15 protein-coding genes and 1 pseudogene are annotated in these 16,263 nt (G+C 43.8%); 8 read left to right on the top strand and 8 right to left on the bottom strand.

Annotated elements, in window-relative coordinates; translation table 11 throughout:
* Window positions 1–59 precede the first annotated feature (59 nt).
* The 3 genes from AB4154_RS12000 to AB4154_RS11990 all read right to left on the bottom strand — a co-directional run bounded on the left by AB4154_RS12000 (window position 60) and on the right by AB4154_RS11990 (window position 3,505).
* On the bottom strand, window positions 60–974 hold the full coding sequence (locus AB4154_RS12000) for a YjjW family glycine radical enzyme activase (protein ID WP_372114235.1): 915 nt from the start codon (window positions 972–974) through the stop codon (window positions 60–62).
* Window positions 975–1,017: 43 nt separating this feature from the next.
* Window positions 1,018–2,583: a YjjI family glycine radical enzyme gene (locus tag AB4154_RS11995; RefSeq protein ID WP_372123135.1), complete on the bottom strand. Its 1,566-nt coding sequence runs from the start codon at window positions 2,581–2,583 to the stop codon at window positions 1,018–1,020.
* Window positions 2,584–2,905: 322 nt separating this feature from the next.
* Complete coding sequence (locus AB4154_RS11990) at window positions 2,906–3,505, bottom strand: class I SAM-dependent methyltransferase (protein WP_372123155.1); 600 nt, start codon at window positions 3,503–3,505, stop codon at window positions 2,906–2,908.
* 161 nt (window positions 3,506–3,666) lie between these two features.
* Between AB4154_RS11990 and AB4154_RS11985 the strand changes: the two genes are divergently transcribed.
* A complete protein-coding gene (locus AB4154_RS11985; protein ID WP_016797108.1) occupies window positions 3,667–4,545 on the top strand; it encodes a LysR family transcriptional regulator in 879 nt (292 codons plus the stop codon).
* A gap of 57 nt (window positions 4,546–4,602) precedes the next feature.
* On the opposite strand, the gene AB4154_RS11980 is transcribed toward AB4154_RS11985, so the two are convergent.
* A complete protein-coding gene (locus AB4154_RS11980; RefSeq protein WP_017060899.1) occupies window positions 4,603–4,953 on the bottom strand; it encodes a hypothetical protein in 351 nt (116 codons plus the stop codon).
* 288 nt (window positions 4,954–5,241) lie between these two features.
* Between AB4154_RS11980 and AB4154_RS11975 the strand changes: the two genes are divergently transcribed.
* Window positions 5,242–6,138 (top strand): cation diffusion facilitator family transporter, encoded by an 897-nt coding sequence (locus tag AB4154_RS11975; RefSeq protein WP_372123134.1) that lies wholly within the window; start codon window positions 5,242–5,244, stop codon window positions 6,136–6,138.
* A gap of 47 nt (window positions 6,139–6,185) precedes the next feature.
* Here the strand turns inward: AB4154_RS11975 and yddG are convergent, their stop codons facing one another.
* Both yddG and yjjG read right to left on the bottom strand, forming a co-directional pair.
* Window positions 6,186–7,118 (bottom strand): aromatic amino acid DMT transporter YddG, encoded by a 933-nt coding sequence (yddG, locus tag AB4154_RS11970; protein ID WP_372123133.1) that lies wholly within the window; start codon window positions 7,116–7,118, stop codon window positions 6,186–6,188.
* A 187-nt stretch (window positions 7,119–7,305) separates the two neighbouring features.
* The gene (gene yjjG, locus AB4154_RS11965; protein ID WP_372123131.1) at window positions 7,306–7,980 is read right to left on the bottom strand and encodes a pyrimidine 5'-nucleotidase; all 675 of its coding nucleotides are present in this window, start codon (window positions 7,978–7,980) and stop codon (window positions 7,306–7,308) included.
* A 235-nt stretch (window positions 7,981–8,215) separates the two neighbouring features.
* Between yjjG and AB4154_RS11960 the strand changes: the two genes are divergently transcribed.
* The 3 genes and pseudogenes from AB4154_RS11960 to AB4154_RS11950 all read left to right on the top strand — a co-directional run bounded on the left by AB4154_RS11960 (window position 8,216) and on the right by AB4154_RS11950 (window position 10,886).
* Complete coding sequence (locus tag AB4154_RS11960) at window positions 8,216–8,392, top strand: hypothetical protein (RefSeq protein WP_165905187.1); 177 nt, start codon at window positions 8,216–8,218, stop codon at window positions 8,390–8,392.
* A gap of 237 nt (window positions 8,393–8,629) precedes the next feature.
* On the top strand, window positions 8,630–9,778 hold the full coding sequence (yiaY, locus tag AB4154_RS11955; protein ID WP_017069430.1) for an L-threonine dehydrogenase: 1,149 nt from the start codon (window positions 8,630–8,632) through the stop codon (window positions 9,776–9,778).
* A gap of 195 nt (window positions 9,779–9,973) precedes the next feature.
* Window positions 9,974–10,886, top strand: a pseudogene (locus AB4154_RS11950) (hypothetical protein).
* A 115-nt stretch (window positions 10,887–11,001) separates the two neighbouring features.
* On the opposite strand, the gene AB4154_RS11945 reads toward AB4154_RS11950, so the two are convergent.
* Complete coding sequence (locus AB4154_RS11945; protein ID WP_004730224.1) at window positions 11,002–11,436, bottom strand: YccF domain-containing protein; 435 nt, start codon at window positions 11,434–11,436, stop codon at window positions 11,002–11,004.
* Between the two features lie 247 nt (window positions 11,437–11,683).
* Here AB4154_RS11945 and AB4154_RS11940 point away from each other — a divergent pair, with 247 nt between their 5' ends.
* The gene (locus AB4154_RS11940) at window positions 11,684–11,809 is read left to right on the top strand and encodes a hypothetical protein (protein WP_017075772.1); all 126 of its coding nucleotides are present in this window, start codon (window positions 11,684–11,686) and stop codon (window positions 11,807–11,809) included.
* A gap of 176 nt (window positions 11,810–11,985) precedes the next feature.
* Here AB4154_RS11940 and AB4154_RS11935 read toward each other — a convergent pair whose 3' ends face one another.
* Window positions 11,986–13,062 (bottom strand): low specificity L-threonine aldolase, encoded by a 1,077-nt coding sequence (locus tag AB4154_RS11935; RefSeq protein WP_372123129.1) that lies wholly within the window; start codon window positions 13,060–13,062, stop codon window positions 11,986–11,988.
* A gap of 303 nt (window positions 13,063–13,365) precedes the next feature.
* Here AB4154_RS11935 and AB4154_RS11930 point away from each other — a divergent pair, with 303 nt between their 5' ends.
* On the top strand, window positions 13,366–13,983 hold the full coding sequence (locus AB4154_RS11930; RefSeq protein WP_046223961.1) for an NAD(P)H-dependent oxidoreductase: 618 nt from the start codon (window positions 13,366–13,368) through the stop codon (window positions 13,981–13,983).
* Window positions 13,983–15,908 (top strand): monovalent cation:proton antiporter-2 (CPA2) family protein, encoded by a 1,926-nt coding sequence (locus AB4154_RS11925; protein WP_285954643.1) that lies wholly within the window; start codon window positions 13,983–13,985, stop codon window positions 15,906–15,908. The genes AB4154_RS11930 and AB4154_RS11925 overlap by 1 nt, the downstream gene beginning before the upstream one ends.
* Window positions 15,909–16,263 lie beyond the last annotated feature (355 nt).

Raw genomic sequence — 16,263 nt, 5'->3', positions numbered from 1 at the left:
ATATCTTTAGAAAGTTAACGTTCTTAGAAGCCTGATTGACCGCCTAAGAAATCTAAAGACTAGGTATAAACCTCAGGAGTTTGCATCGGTCTTTGAACTATGGTGTAGAGCTTATCGTGAAAGCTCTGCATCTGTTTTTCGGTGCATTTCGGCCAATCTAACGCGTCGCCAATGACACCATGATGCTGAAACGCATTCAGCCGAATTCGAATATCACTTGGTAGAGTCTTCAAGTAACGCCCCACTTGTTCAATTTCGTCCTCAAGATCGCTTTTATTTGGGATATGTAGCAACCTAACTTCGTGCAGTTTTCCTTTATCTGCTAAGTAGTTAATGGTTTCAAATACTCGATGGTTTCCTCTACCTACTAGCCATTGGTGTGTTTCAGATTGCCATGATTTTAGGTCAATCATCGCGCCATCAAGGTAAGGTAATACTCGCTCCCACCCTTGTTGAGGCAACGAGCCGTTACTGTCAATAAAACACGTTAAGTGTGCCAATTGCGGATCGCTTTTAATCGCTTGAAATAGCTCGATGATAAACGGCAATTGCATGGTCGCCTCACCACCTGAAACGGTGATACCACTCAGGAAGAACTGATTATGCCTAACCAGTTCAAGTACCTCGGATACCGTCATCGTGGTAATTTTGGGGCTCGACTTATGATCACAAATATCGACGCACTGATCGCAGTTGGTACACGCGACCGGATCCCACTTCACCTTACCATCTACAGAGCTTAATGCGCCGCTTGGACACCCACTTATGCAGTCTCCGCAATGGTTACAGTGATTAATAGTGTGTGGGTTATGGCAGGTTATACAATCGAAATTGCACCCTTGTAGAAACAGCACTAGGCGATTTCCCGGTCCATCAACACAAGAAAAGGTCAGCACACGGCTGACCTTCGCTTGTTTTTCTGTCTTATTATTTTTAACCCTAGCCATTTGAGTTGTTAGATCAGAAATTTTCATAATTCACATTGTTCGTATTCGAAACGCATAACACACGTTAAAGCTATTCGTATGTCGGCGACATCTCTAAACTCGCCACGCGTGGTTTACGCTCTAATATGCCCGTGTTCTTCGCAGCTTCGGCACCTAAAAAGGTGGTATTGGTGCGTGAGCCTTGCTCGTCATATTTGGCAATGTCAGATAGCTTAATCATGTAACCCGTGACACGAACCAAATCATTTGATGCAACGTTAGCCGTGAACTCTCGGTAACCCGCTTGAATCGCGCCTTTACACAGGTTAAACATCGCTTCAGGGTTAGATTTCACTGTTTCGTCGATGGTCAGAATGTCACTGATGCCCGAGGTGTAGAACTTATGGTGACCCGCGGTTGCACGAACGTAAGAGACAGGATCCGGTTCGGTACCATAAGGAATACGGACACCCGGCGTCACATCTTCATCTAAGCTAATACCGCCTTGAGCATGCAGCAGAGCTTTACCTTCTAATCCATATTTCACTTCAGAGCGTTCAACGATCTCAGCCAGCTTTTCAGAGATACGATGACCAAGCTGATTCGCCAGTTCATCGTGACCATAGCGCCCTGCTTTACCCTCTTTTTCCATCAAGATGTTGACGGCTTCAGCCATGCCGTAAATACCAAACATTGGCGCAAAGCGATCTTCTTCAATCAAACCTTCTTGAGTTAAGAAGCCTTCGAAGAAGTTAGACTCTTCATGTAAGAAGCGGCTACGAGCGTTCATCAACTCAACCATGATGCTACTGTAGTTCGGCAATACTTGTTGTAAGAAATCGGCGCTGTCCTCAGACTTTAACGCCACTTGTTTCAGGTTCATACGTACTAGCGTATTTGAACCACCCGCCAAAGGTAGAGAGTTGTAGCAACTCACGATTCCAAAACGCTTATCACCATACGCTGCGGCATGTGCTGGATAGTTGGCGATATGTGGCTTGCTGCATTCACAAATGTTGCTTGCTGCATGACGCAACAGATCATCAGGCGTCACTGCAGGGTCGTACATAAAGGTTAAGTTAGGTGCGATCTGCTTGAGCTCAGCATCGACACGTAAAATCGTACGGCAGATAATGTTGTCTGTCGGTCCGATATTCACATGCATGAAGGCATCTGGTAGTGTGCGATCCAACATAATCCAGAACAGCTTAAGCTTTTGATAAACCTGCTCTTCCGTTAAGTCGCCCACGAAAGGCATCAACACATCGTCCAGTTGACCTAAGTAAACCGGAATGGAAGTCACTGACGGAACGTGATGATAAAGGATGGTTAGCATGTTCAATGCTTCGTCGAAATTAGTTGCCGCGCTAAGCTCTAAATACTTTGAGCCTTGATGTAAGTATTTAGAATAATCGGGAAGCACATAGCGCGGCTTAAATGGGGCGTGACCTTCAAACATGTCACATAGCACACCTTGTTGTAAGGCTTGCTCTACTTCATTGCTTACCGGCATGTACGGTAGGCTAGCTTCAGCTTCTAAGGCAAGATAACTCGATTTCTGTTTTGGAGACAGATTGGCATCTGAAATGATATTGCTAAAGCGTTGTTGTTGCTCTGAAAGTGGTGAAGAAGTAGATGACGCAGATTGGTGGCTCATGATTAAACCCTTAGTGTTGTTATGGGCTTATTTTATATCTCACCGTTATATTTCCACTAATGAAATGTATGCAAGACTACATTTCCAAAATGGAAATAAATAATTTGTAAATTAGCGGTGTTGAGTTTTCTATGAGCGAGATGAGAAATAGAGAAATAGAGAAACCAGAGTTAGTAGTGAAGAAATGAGAAAGCGCTAATTCGTTCTGTTTAAAACGATAGCGCCAAAAAGAGAAAACCCACATAACTGACGTTAGAGTCGTTAATGTGGGTTTAGTAGTTTAAATGAGCATTCTGAATGCTAGCTCAAGGCATACACACGATTACAGATCTGGAAGCGCTTGTTTACGTCCAACACCCATTAATACCCTTAACTCTCCTTGTGGAGTGTCAATCGAGAACGGTGTAGAGACTTCAACTACTGCAAAGCCCGCTGCACTCAATACATTTTCTGAGCGCTGTTGGCTTACACCGTAGTCTTCACTGTCGCTTTCCAAGTACCAATCCCAGTGTACAAACGTACCGTCGTTTTCAAGCAGCGTGTAAATCAGACTGACTGTGTCTTGTAGGTTCGGGATAAAACCACACACCGAAGAGGCTACCACTAGGTCAAACTGGTTTCTGAATGCTGGATGCTGCGCTGCAAGTCCGCGCGATAAAATATCAACTACCGGTTCAACGTTAGGTAACTCTTTCTTATCTAACTCTTCAATCATCCCTTCAGAGATATCAAGTGCGATGATCTCTTTTGCTAAAGGAGATATTTTCTGGCTGAGTAGTCCTGTACCACAACCAAAATCAAGGACACGGGTTCCGTTTAAATCAACGAGCTGTGTTAACTGGTCAAATACGGATTGTGCGAATACTGCGGTTGCGGGATCTTTATCCCAATCAACGGCGTATTCGTCCCATTGTTTCGCCATCATGGCCTCCATCTTTACTTCTTGTAGGTTCGGAACTTCCCCAGAGTAAACCAAATTAGTCAATTCGTCATAGAGTTATCATGCAAAGATGGACTATTTCTAAGATAGTCAGCACAATATTCAGATAATATGCACCGACCCCCGCTCAATATGGAAATGAAATGAACCTTTCTCAAGTCCAAGCCTTTTGTTCCGTTGCTGATTTAGGATCAGTTTCTGAAGCTGCACGCCAGTTAGAATGCAACCGAACCAAACTCAGCATGTCGATTAAAGCCTTGGAAAAAGAGTTAGATGTCGAGCTGTTCGTCCGCAGCGGAAACCACGTTGAGCTTTCAGAAGCGGGTAAAGCGATTTACAAAGATTGCGAAGGCATGTTGGTGACAGCCGCGCGTATTAAACAAACCTGCTTGCATGTTTCGGGCGAATTCAACGCAGAAATTTGGATAGCACGAGATGACTCCCTACCCGATGAAATGTGGCAGGACTTATCTCACGCCTTAAATAACAAGTACCCTTCTACCTCATTCAACTTCGTTCTCGCATCGAGCGGTGACTTAGCTAACCTAGTTGAAACTCAGCAAGTCGACTTCGCATTTGGTGTCGATTACGAACGCGTCGATGACCCAAGAATTATCTACAACCCGCTTGGTAAGATTCGAATGATGTCTGTATGTAAGAAAGGACATGATTTGAGTGCGATGCGACGAGTGTCTGATGAAGTACTGAGAAATTCGATGCAAGCAACCATGGTTTATCTTAATGAAAAGGATAATCCTGAGCTTGAGCCCTTCTCGCGTCGTTACATTGGCTTCTCTAGCTTCGACTTTATGTTGGATACGATTCTACGTGAAGAAGCATGGGGCGTAATGCCTGAGCCATTGATTCGCCATTTACTGCGTGAACAAGAGCTTGCCGTGATCAAACACACCTACGGTTTAACACAAGAAGACTACTGTATGTTTACCGCGGCTGGCATGGCAGAGCACCCAGGAATGAATTGGTTGGCCGACCAGCTTAGTGATTATTTGTTTGATTTCTAGCTCGCGCTTATTGCTTATCGTCGATAACAAAGGGAAAAACCACAAACAGCACTACTCCTAAAAGACCATCACGTGATCCACTAAATAGCGTCCGTCTTCTTCAACCAATACCATTTCAGCGACAAACTCACCTTTGGCGATGGTGTAAGCTTGTTTCCACACAAAGGCGATGGAGTCTGAACGTCTAAATAAAGCAACTTGCTCACGCTCAGCAAAAAAGCCATTACTGTGCTGATAATGGTGACACACCTTTTCTAAATATTCTGGCGTAACAATGTCTTTCATCCTTTGAGTAAAATCTCGACAGTGCTGTTCATGATCAACCTTAGTTGAACCATCCATCAGATTATCCATGATCGGGTTAGCAATCGCCCACAACTCATTATCACTGATATCGTCAAACTTCATATTGATTCACTCCTTGTCCATCGCAGTCGCAGTCAAATCTAGAAGACCAATAAGACCTTAGCGACTAATGTGTTGTATTAATCATAAACGATCCTATTTCAGTTGCACACCATCACCAAAAAACACTCAACGTCAACTTTATTGACACCACACCCTGATCTTAAGTCACTGAATTTTATTGATTTATATGTTCGAATTAAATAAGACATATAAACATCATCAGATAAAGTTTGTAAAGTTAGCTCATTATTAGAACAATGAAGTTATCAAAAACATCTGGAAAATATTATGTGTGACAGGAAAAGCCAAAACGAAAATCGAGTACTATTGTTCTCAGCCCTTTTAGCATCAGGCTTCGCAATTGGCGGATTGGTGTTGGGTCTTCTCGTTGGCTCTCTGGTCATAGTATTTGACGGTGTCTATTCTCTTATCAGCTTACTGTTAACTTTATTGTCACTAGCTGCCTCGAAATACATCAATCGCCCTTCGGACACTGAGTTCCCGTTTGGTCGAGCTATCATCGAGCCGATTGTGATTGCGATTAAAGCCGTTGTGATTCTTCTTGTGGTTGGTTATTCACTTTACTCTGCGATTGGTGCCCTAATGACGGGTGGCCGTGAAGTTGATGCTTCTATCGCAACTCTGTTTGGTATTTTCAACGTACTGGGTTGTGGTTACGCTTGGTGGTACATCGCGAATAAGAGTAAACGTATTTCTTCAGGTCTGATTCAGGCTGAGTCTAAACAGTGGCAAATGGATACGCTACTGAGTGTAGCGGTAACCGCGGGTTTCGTAGCGGCTTGGTTAATTACTTTTTCTCCGCTTGCAGAATACGCAGTGTATGCCGACCCAATGATGATGTTGCTAATGTCTTTCTACTTCATCAAAGTGCCTTTCGACATGTTACGTGAGGCGATGCGCGAACTGCTTATGATGTCGGCAAACAAAGATATTTGTGATGCGGTAGATAAGAACGTTGTCGCGGTAGACAAAGAAGCGGATCAAGATTTAGAGCTAATGGGCGTGACTAAGGTTGGTCCAGAATTACGAATCAATGTTGATATTCATACCAACGACCAACAAGTGATTGCGGTCGATGATATTGAACGTACGCGCCGCCAACTTAAGCGACGCTTATCGAAGATGCCTTATGAGCTTCAATTGAATCTCAATATCGCGAGTTAAGAGTCGAGAGTTAAGAACCAAGAGCTAACCAATCAACCTCTCGCTGACTAAGACTCTGATTGAACCTTTTTAGAAGCCGACGCCGTAACCGTCGGCTTTTTGTCTCTGGTTACCCACCAGCAAGCTAAAGAGCCAATCGTTACCATACAAACGCCCTGCCAAAACGTCATGCTCAATGACAAACCCAAAATAATAGAAGACAGTAAGGTCGCAAAAATAGGCGTGAAATACGACATGGTCGCCAAGAAGACCATATTGCCGCCAAGTATCGCTGTATTCCAAAGCGCGTAACCTGCGCCCATACACACGCCTGCCAACACTAAGTCAATCGCAGCACTGGTTGTCATCACCATGCCGGTTTCGTTACTCAATGCGTATTTGATCCACAAGGTGATTGCCGTTGCGATAAAGAACAACACAATCGCATTCTGCCCTTTCGCCACTTTCTGAGTGTAATTACAGTAAACCGCCCAAATAATCGCGCCGAAAAACGCCATTGAATAAGTTTTTGGGTTAGTAGCAACATTGGCAGCGATTTGTTCAACAGAAAGCCCCTGATCGCCGCTGATGCTCCAAGCGACGCCAAAGAAGGCCAAGAAGATACTTGGGTAAACCAACCAGTTAATTTTCTTGTCGCTCAGCAGCACCGCAAATAACACCGTCAGTGCTGGCCATAAGTAGTTGATGACAGCCATTTCCAAGGCTTGATGTCTATTGTTTGCCATTCCTAAAGCCAGAGCCAAGAAGATCTCATAACAAACGAACAAGGTGCCGCCAATCAGCAAATAAGACTTAGAAAAGCGTGACAGCTTTGGTAAACCCATAACACAGACCAACAAAATTGAGCTCACCGTATAAAGACTGGCAGCGCCACCGATTGGGCCTAGTTGTTCTGATACGCTACGAGAAAGCGCAATTAAGCAGCTCCAAAGTAAAATGGCAGCAATGCCGTAGCAGCTATGGCGATGAGATTTCAGCACGCCTCTTCCTTTTCTTTATTGTAATGGTCTAATTAAAGCGAGCTTAAAGCAAAGATAGGCTTAAGCACCACTATCGATAACTTGCAGTAGGTAAAAATAAGTAGCCAAGCACATAACTGCACTCGGCTATCAATCATTCACTCAAAAATCTAAAAGCAATTAGCAATTAGCAATTAGCAATTAGCAATTATGCCAATAGAAGTGCTTGCAGGTCAGCTAAAGACTTAACTTGATAATGAGGGTTAATACCCGCTGGCGTTGCCTTTTCTTGACTGTTTAACCAACAAGTTTCAATGCCAAAATCTAGTCCGCCTAGAATATCTGAATGTGGGTTATCTCCGACCATCAATACGCGTCGTTTTGCTGGTAAGCCAACAAGCTTGTGTGCATGTTCAAAGATTTCAGCATCTGGTTTAGCAACACCCACTTCTTCAGAGATGATCACGTGGTCAAAATAGTCTGTCATTCCAGTGCGTTCTAAACGGATAGATTGCAGCTCGGTGAAACCATTGGTAATGATGCCCATGTTCACTTTGCCTTTTAAAGACTCCATCAACTCTTTTGCACCAGGAAGCAGCGAACAGATGTCTGCCATTGCGGTCAAAAATGCACTGTTTAGTTCTGCTGTTGTTGTCTCTAGCTTTGTTGCCCAGCTTTCAAAACGCGCGTGCTTCAGTTGAGCTGCCGTAATGCGCCCATCTTGGTAATCTACCCAAAGTGGTAAATTCACCTCTTGGTAAACCGAATAATCCTGTTCACTAAAGTCCACACCAAAACGGGAGAACATCAGCTTCATTCCTTGAAAAGCATCAAAGTGGAACAAGGTTTCATCCGCATCAAAGAATATCCAATCGTACTTCATTTTCTGTCCTGTTATTCGCGCTGTTGAGCAATGCTGTGTCTGTTTTTATCGTAGTTTTGCTTAATTTTTCTTTTCGCCTTGTAGGCTGGCAATCGCTTTACTCGTAAATCTGTGAGCCTGTATATAAATCTAATAATTTATATAAAACAAGCCACAAGTCATGATGTATCGCAAATTTTGCCACATATTAAACCCATACCATACAAGAAATACACATTAGGTACCGGGAGCTATTATGAAGCACTTTTTACCGTCATCTGTCATGCTCACCCCTTTTCTTGTCAAATACTATGATGAGGAACCAGAAGACACCCCTAACACTGAAGAGTCACAAGCTCCTCAAATTGAATGCAGTGATAACTCAGAGAAAAGCTCAATCCTGGCTGAAATTGAACCGACTTTCAGTGAATAAGCTTATTTTTCATTGTTATAGAGCGCAATTCTGTTTCTGATCGAGTCAATTTATCACTATCCACTACTGACAAAGAACACACCAGAAAACCATAAAAACGATTGCTATATGAGCCCTATCACAACGACTAACCAGAAAGTGTTAGTTCGAAATCAAAGTTGTTCCAGATCAATGGTCGACCACTTGAATGCCGACAACATGTAGGAAATTAAAAATCATAATTAACGGAGTTTTCCAATGTCTACTGCATTTTACATCCCTACAATCAACTTCATGGGCACTGGCTGTTTGAAAGATGCTGCTGATAGCATCCAGTCTCAAGGCTTTAAAAAAGGTCTGATCGTTACAGATAAGATCCTGAATCAAATTGGTGTAGTTAAGCAGGTACAAGACCTTCTTAGCCAGCGCGGCGTAGACGCAGTTGTATTCGATGGCACTCAACCAAACCCAACCATCACTAACGTGAACGATGGTCTAGAATTGCTGACTGACAACGATTGTGATTTTGTTGTTTCTCTAGGTGGTGGTTCTCCACACGACTGCGCAAAAGGTATCGCATTAGTTGCTTCTAACGGCGGCAAGATTGCTGATTACGAAGGCGTAGACCAGTCTGAAAAACCTATGATGCCTCTTATTGCTATCAACACAACAGCAGGTACAGCATCTGAAATGACACGTTTCTGCATCATCACCGATGAAGAGCGTCACATTAAGATGGCGATCGTTGATAAGCACACAACACCGCTTATCTCAGTAAACGACCCCGAGTTGATGCTCGCTAAACCTGCATCACTGACTGCAGCTACGGGTATGGACGCGCTAACACACGCAATCGAAGCTTACGTTTCTATCGCCGCAACGCCAATTACAGACGCGGTAGCAATTAAAGCAATCGAGCTTGTTCAAGCACACCTAAGAACAGCAGTAGCACACGGCGAAGACATTGAAGCGCGTGAGCAAATGGCTTACGCACAGTTCATGGCGGGTATGGCGTTCAACAACGCGTCACTAGGTTATGTTCATGCGATGGCGCATCAGCTAGGCGGCTTCTACGATCTTCCACACGGTGTGTGTAATGCTATCTTGCTACCACACGTTCAACGCTACAACGCGCAAGTTTGTCCTGAGCGTCTACGTGATGTTGCAAAAGCAATGGGCGTTAACGTTGAAGGTATGTCACCAGAGCAAGGTGCAGAAGCTGCGATCGAAGCAATTGTTCAACTAGCAAATGACGTGAACATCCCAACAGGTATCGCGCAACTTGGTGCGAAGCTAGAAGATATCCCTACTCTGTCTGACAACGCACTGAAAGACGCATGTGGTTTTACTAATCCTAAACAAGCGACCCACGAAGAAATCTCTGCGATTTTCGAAGCGGCAATGTAATCTGCCATTAAGTCACTTATAAACTTATCGACAAACGGGCTCACCTACTGAGCCCGTTTTCTTTACCTGCCATATGTTATTCAAGTCTCTGTTTTGAATAGCCACTGATTAAGATAAATCTCTTTAAAAGTCGCATTGTCATAACTGCTTAGTTATAGTCAAACTATTGATACATAGAATGACAAACAGGTTCCATTGAGTCGTTGGATAGTTAACTCCTCATTATTAGCATCGCTCGTTTCCCACTCTGCCTTCGCGGAGGAACAGGATGAGTGTCACAGAAGACACGCGCGTCGAAAAAGCTTACCACTACCTAAACAGCAAGTTTTGCCAACCTGCACTCTGGTTCGATAGCTTCTTTGTAGATGACCGAATAACTGAAGATGCCAGAGCTGGCACATCTGTACGTTGGTATAACGATTTTATTTATTCAGAAGGTGGGGAGCTCGACTACTCAACCAAGCTCAATGCGCGTCTGCATCTTCCTTTTGTCAGTAAACGCCTAAAATTGATCTACGAGTCTGTCAGCGATGAAGAATTCTTGGATTTTTTTCCGAATGATTCCGATGAATTGGAAAGTGCATTAGGCCTGCGTTATGACGCTTATGCCAAGGGTTACAGTAGCTTCAATATTAAGGCAACATTGCGACCGCGTATCGAAGCTCGCTACCGTTTTACCTACCCTCTGACCACCGATGTGGTATTCAGGCTTACCCAGCGGGTATATCAGGAAAAACAGGAGACTGGTGAGATCACTGACATCGACTTTGATCTTTCTTTGAGTGATGACTTCTTGGCTCGATGGTCAAGCTTTGCGGGGTATAACGACGACCTTAAAGGTTGGAATTATGGTACGGGATTAACCTTGTATCACTACCTTGCTCAAGACCAAGCTCTTCAATACAGTGCCACGATTAATGCAACGGATGAGCCTCATAATCATTACGAATACGCTCAGGTTTCGGTTACCTACCGACAAAACGTATGGAAAGAGTGGCTGTTCTACGAACTCATCCCTCGTTATCAATGGGAACGAGAACCCCATGAGAAACATACCGAAGAAGCCAACATCACCCTGCGGCTTGAAGTCCTGTTCAATAATGTCTAGCTCAACAACGCCTAGTTAGTGTTTGGGATATGAGCGTCAAGAGATAAGAACAGAGGCACAAAAAAAGCACATCATACGATGTGCTTTTCAGTTCAATCAGGCTAAAAGTGTAATCTTAACCCTTGTAATTTCTTACTCGCGCCGCTTCTGCTTCACGTTTATCGACAACCGTCTTACCGATAGGCGCCAGTGAGATAACCGCTAATTTAAGGTGTTGAATCGCGAACGGAATACCAATGATGGTAATGAAACACGCCACAGCTGACATGATGTGACCAATCGCAAGCCAGATCCCCGCAAATAAGAACCAAATAACGTTACCAATCACACCTAGCGGGCTCGTGCCGATGTCCATTTCATTGGTTAGCTCGTCACGCGAAATCGCTTCCTGACCAAATGGGAAGAATGAGAAGTTACCCATAACGAAACACGCTCTACCCCATGGAATACCAACGATGGTTAGGAATGCGAGCAGTCCGAAGAACCACCAAGCTAGTCCCATAAATACGCCACCGAACAGAAACCAAATGATGTTTCCTATTGTTTTCATTCTGTATTCTCCAAATCTTTAAATGCTGTTTATTTGATATGCCGAGTAAGGCAATGCTTGTTCTAATAGGTTCATTATTGTTGAACCTTTATGAACCGTTTATGAATCACTTACATTTTATGTGATTGATTCACGCCACGATTCTCTAAATCCACTTAGGGCTAAACCCATTTATTTGATACCATGCACTTAGATTTTTAGTACCAAAAAGCTAAACAGACTCAACAACGAATTTAAGGCCGAATTTATGAATAACACTGAGCAACCTAAAAAGAAAATCAAAAACTGGGTGCCAATCGTCTTCTTCGGACTTCTCAGCACGGTTCCAGTGTTCATGTTCTTAGTTGATGTGTACATCAACCAGTATATGTAACAGAGCCTGTCATCCTAGCTGCATAAATGGATACCGGACCGATTTCTTGTATCCATTTCCATTAGCTCCGCTCTTCTGCAGTCCGTTCTTCTGTAATCAACTCAACTCTTCCGCAATCAAATTAACCCTTAGTTAATCAACTCAACTCTTCCGCAATCAAATTAACCCTTAGTTAATCAAATCAGCTCTTCGTTAATAAAATCAAGAATGTCGATCAGCTCATGATCAGGCAGATTCAGTAAGTTATCCCCTACATACCATTCAATCTTACATTGGTTTGGCAGTTCGCTGATCGCTGGGTTTCCTATCCAAACCTTGTGTTTCTTCGCTATGTTATCCCTCACAATAATGCCGTCTTCGTAGCTCACAGGTAAATAGAGGTGAAGCATGTTGACCTGCGGTTGCTGCGGGTTAACCGTAAACTGAGGGTAATCTTGTAGGATTTGATAAACCTGTTTGGTGCGTTCGTATAAAGCAGGCATCAGTTCTAATCGCTCATCAAACTGCATTGCTGCTGAAACCACATAAGGCGTTCGGTGATAAACATTACCACCTTGGCGCTTCATCCACGCCGATGCTTTCGCGACAAAGGCTTTATCACCCAGTAATAACGAACCACCCAGCCCATTGAGACCTTTGTACAGCGAAACATAAGCACTATCGAAGCCCTGAGCAATCTCGCTGTATGGCTTTTTATAATACGCGCCACATTCCCACAAACGTGCACCGTCCATATGAAGGTGAATCGATTGTTCTTTGCAGTATTGCTTGATCGCTTCAAGCTCATCCCATTCTGGCAATTGGCCGCCAATTTCACGCATCGGTAATTCATACAGAGCGGCTGCAATCTCATCAGGCCATGCCTTTAAGTCATCAACATTCCAAGTGCGAAATACATTGCCGACCGGAAGCACGTTGAAACGATTTTGGAGCTGATACCCTTGGCGTTCATGGCGAATGATATGACTCGACTCATGCATCGCTACTACCGGGTTTCTTTTCTCTTGGCACGCAATTTCTAATGCTGTGGGTTGATTCATGGTGCCGGTAATAACAAATACGGCGGCTTCATAACCAAGCAGCTCTGCGACCTTGTTTTCAAAGCTCTCGATAAACTCGCCATCACCGTAGCTATCATGGCTCACATTGTGTGTTTCACACCATTCAGCCATCTGAGCGAATGTTTGTGCTGGTGTCGGTTCTAGATGACCAGAAAGCAACAAATCACATTGTTGACGCAAGTCCATGCTCATAGTTTTTTCCTTTATTCATTATCGTTCTATGTAGGGTTATTGGATTATTTACGTTACCCACCAACGGTGACATAAAATGCCCACATTCGCTTTTACTATTCGTGAATAATTAGTTTTACTCAGTCATCGGCTACTTGTGCCTGAAAGACACAAAATGACTGGTGTCTTATATAATTAAACGCAGAAAGCACACGTATCTAAACAAAGAAGTATGGGCTAATTCGTTGTTGTTCAACCATTCTTCTATTATTGTATAACTATAATTCCAATAAATATTATTCGTTAATGGACAAAGAGGGCTATATGTCGAAAAATCGAGTCTTGGTGCTATTCGCCCACCCTTCTCAACATCGTTCTGAAGCAAACAAACCCTTATTTGAACAAGCCAAACGCGTTGACGGTGTTACCTGTGTCGATCTCTATGCCGAGTATCCGACATTTAAAATCAACATCGACCGTGAACAGAAACGCCTGTTAGACCATGACATCATCATTTTTCAGTTTCCTTTGTATTGGTACTCAACACCGGCAATTCTTAAAGAGTGGCAAGACCTTGTTCTTGAATACGGCTTCGCCTACGGCGCCGATGGCAATGAACTACAGGGTAAGAACTTATTATGTAGCATTACTGCAGGTGGTAAAAAAGATGCCTACCAAAGTGATGGTTACAACCATTTCACTATTCGAGAGCTGCTTCACCCAATCGAACAAACTGCTTCTCTGTGTGGGATGAACTATCTCGCGCCCTTTGCGTTATTTGGCTCGCGTACCGCGTTGGAAGAAAACCGCATTCAAGAGCATGTCGATAGCTATAAAGTGCTGTTAGAGGCGTTGGTTGCCGGCAAGATCAATATTAAGAAAGCCAGCAAAGCAGAAAAACTCAACCACTACGTAGAAGAACTAATGGCAGAGGTTAAATAATGACGGGATATTTTCTACAAGCGTTTATCTACTTAGTCGCAGCAGTTATTGCCGTGCCTATTGCCAAAAGACTTGGTCTTGGTTCTGTATTAGGTTACCTCATTGCTGGTGTTGTGATTGGCCCAATCATCGGCTTAGTGGGTGAAGAGACCACAACCATCCAACACTTTGCCGAGTTCGGCGTGGTTATGATGCTGTTCTTGGTCGGCCTTGAACTTGAGCCTAAGATGCTTTGGGCAATGAGAAACCGACTGATGGGGCTGGGTGGCCTGCAAGTTGGTGGCACTACCGCGATTGTAATGGGTATCGCCCTTTTCTTCGGACAACCTTGGACCATTGCGCTGACTATCGGTTTGATCTTCGCACTGTCATCTACCGCGATTGTACTCCAAACCTTTAACGAAAAAGGGCTATCCAAAACAGAAGGCGGCAAGAACGCTTTTTCAGTCCTACTGTTCCAAGATATTGCCGTCATCCCTATGTTGGCGTTCATTCCTCTATTAGCGTTGCCAGAATTAATTGAAGCTGCACAAAGCGCGGTCGCTTCGGCCTCTGATCATCATGAAGAGTTAAGTCTTGTTGCTGGCCTACCCGGTTGGGCTTATGGCCTTGTGATCACAGCATCTATTGCGATTGTTGTGGTCGGCGGACACTTCTTGAGTCGTCCACTGTTCCGCTTCGTGGCAAGCTCAGGCCTGCGTGAAATCTTTACTGCAACCGCACTGATGTTGGTGATTGGTATTGCTGCACTGATGAGCCTAGTCGGCCTATCACCGGCTTTGGGTACCTTCCTTGCGGGTGTGGTTTTAGCGAACAGTGAATTCCGCCACGAGCTTGAGTCTAATATTGACCCGTTTAAAGGGCTGCTACTTGGCTTGTTCTTCATTACCGTTGGTGCTGGCATCAACTTTGATGTTCTATTCAACGACTTTGGTTTGATCATTGGCCTCACTCTTGGCGTTATGCTTCTTAAAGCCTTGGTGCTATTTACGTTGGCATTGATCTTCAAAATCAAAAACAGTGACCGTTGGCTGTTTACACTGAGCTTGGCGCAAGCCGGTGAGTTTGGTTTTGTACTACTAAGCTTCTCAGCTCAAAACCACGTATTACCTGCTGACATCGTTCAAACATTGTCGCTGGTTGTGGCACTTTCAATGTTCCTAACACCAGGGCTGTTCATTCTATTTGATAAAGTGATTCTTCCTCGTTACGAACAAAAATCTAACGACCGCGAAGAAGATACCATCGAAGAGAAAGGTACCGTTATCATTGCGGGCATTGGTCGATTCGGTCAAATCGTTAACCGCTTGTTGGTGTCGAATGATGTCAATACTGTGGTTCTGGATCACCAAGCGAACCAAGTAGATTTATTACGCTCCATCAATATCAAATCTTACTTTGGTGATGCGACTCGTCACGATTTATTGCATACCGCCGGAATCGAAGAAGCCGCAATGCTAGTAGTAGCGATCGATAACCAAGACTCAAGCGTTGAATTAGTGAAGTACGTTAAACACACCTACCCTAAAGTGAAAATCTTAGCCCGCGCATTCGACCGTGGTCATAGTTATCGCTTACGAGAAGCAGGTGCAGATTCTGTAGTGTCCGAAACTTACCACTCTGCACTTGAAATGGGAGCAGAAGCCTTGCGCTCTTTAGGGCACCACCCATTCTTCGTCGAGCAGCAAAAATCGACGTATCAACGTGTTGAGAGCCGTAAGTCTGAAAAGCTTTACCAAGCTTGGTCTGAAGCGGAAGAGAACCCACGCTACGACAACAACTACCGACAAATCTTCATTCATCTTGAAGAAGCAATGAAAGAAGACATGAAGAAAGACCGTTCAGACAAACACTCTCGATCTGAACGTGGTTGGACACCACCACCAAAAGGTTATGCAGATGGCTTTGAGGAAGAAGAGTCTTAAGCAGAAGTCTAAGCTACAGCTCTAGATGACCATGCAATGCAACCATCAAAAGCGGCTATTTAAGCCGCTTTTTCTTTCATTTAACCCCTACAAAACGTCAAATGAACATAAGTATCAGGTTCTGAAACTCATAATCCGAGATATTTGTGTGATCTAGCTAAAATTTTTAATTTCTGACCACATAGCAAAAGTGGATTCAATTTTTACATTATTGAAACATTCCAACCCTGCATAAACCACACCATAAACATGGCTATATATGCACTCATTCCTGCCATTCAAACATCCACCTAAATCATAGCGACCACTCTCTAAGGCTTGAATTACATTGCATATATCTAAATCCGCCGCAAAA

The organism is Vibrio sp. 10N.286.51.B11, from assembly GCF_041469245.1.
Taxonomy (GTDB): Bacteria; Pseudomonadota; Gammaproteobacteria; order Enterobacterales; family Vibrionaceae; genus Vibrio; species Vibrio crassostreae_C.
Note: the sequence above shows the minus strand (reverse complement) of the source record. Positions and strands in the feature narration are given on the sequence as shown.

Excerpts from the sequence above, each read along its gene's own strand:
- AB4154_RS12000 (WP_372114235.1), bottom strand. The coding sequence starts at position 974 with ATGAAAATTTCTGATCTAACAACTCAAATGGCTAGGGTTAAAAATAAT.
- AB4154_RS11995 (WP_372123135.1), bottom strand. The coding sequence starts at position 2,583 with ATGAGCCACCAATCTGCGTCATCTACTTCTTCACCACTTTCAGAGCAA.
- AB4154_RS11990 (WP_372123155.1), bottom strand. The coding sequence starts at position 3,505 with ATGGCGAAACAATGGGACGAATACGCCGTTGATTGGGATAAAGATCCC.
- AB4154_RS11985 (WP_016797108.1), top strand. The coding sequence starts at position 3,667 with ATGAACCTTTCTCAAGTCCAAGCCTTTTGTTCCGTTGCTGATTTAGGA.
- AB4154_RS11980 (WP_017060899.1), bottom strand. The coding sequence starts at position 4,953 with ATGAAGTTTGACGATATCAGTGATAATGAGTTGTGGGCGATTGCTAAC.
- AB4154_RS11975 (WP_372123134.1), top strand. The coding sequence starts at position 5,242 with ATGTGTGACAGGAAAAGCCAAAACGAAAATCGAGTACTATTGTTCTCA.
- yjjG (WP_372123131.1), bottom strand. The coding sequence starts at position 7,980 with ATGAAGTACGATTGGATATTCTTTGATGCGGATGAAACCTTGTTCCAC.
- AB4154_RS11960 (WP_165905187.1), top strand. The coding sequence starts at position 8,216 with ATGAAGCACTTTTTACCGTCATCTGTCATGCTCACCCCTTTTCTTGTC.
- yiaY (WP_017069430.1), top strand. The coding sequence starts at position 8,630 with ATGTCTACTGCATTTTACATCCCTACAATCAACTTCATGGGCACTGGC.
- AB4154_RS11945 (WP_004730224.1), bottom strand. The coding sequence starts at position 11,436 with ATGAAAACAATAGGAAACATCATTTGGTTTCTGTTCGGTGGCGTATTT.
- AB4154_RS11940 (WP_017075772.1), top strand. The coding sequence starts at position 11,684 with ATGAATAACACTGAGCAACCTAAAAAGAAAATCAAAAACTGGGTGCCA.
- AB4154_RS11935 (WP_372123129.1), bottom strand. The coding sequence starts at position 13,062 with ATGAGCATGGACTTGCGTCAACAATGTGATTTGTTGCTTTCTGGTCAT.
- AB4154_RS11930 (WP_046223961.1), top strand. The coding sequence starts at position 13,366 with ATGTCGAAAAATCGAGTCTTGGTGCTATTCGCCCACCCTTCTCAACAT.
- AB4154_RS11925 (WP_285954643.1), top strand. The coding sequence starts at position 13,983 with ATGACGGGATATTTTCTACAAGCGTTTATCTACTTAGTCGCAGCAGTT.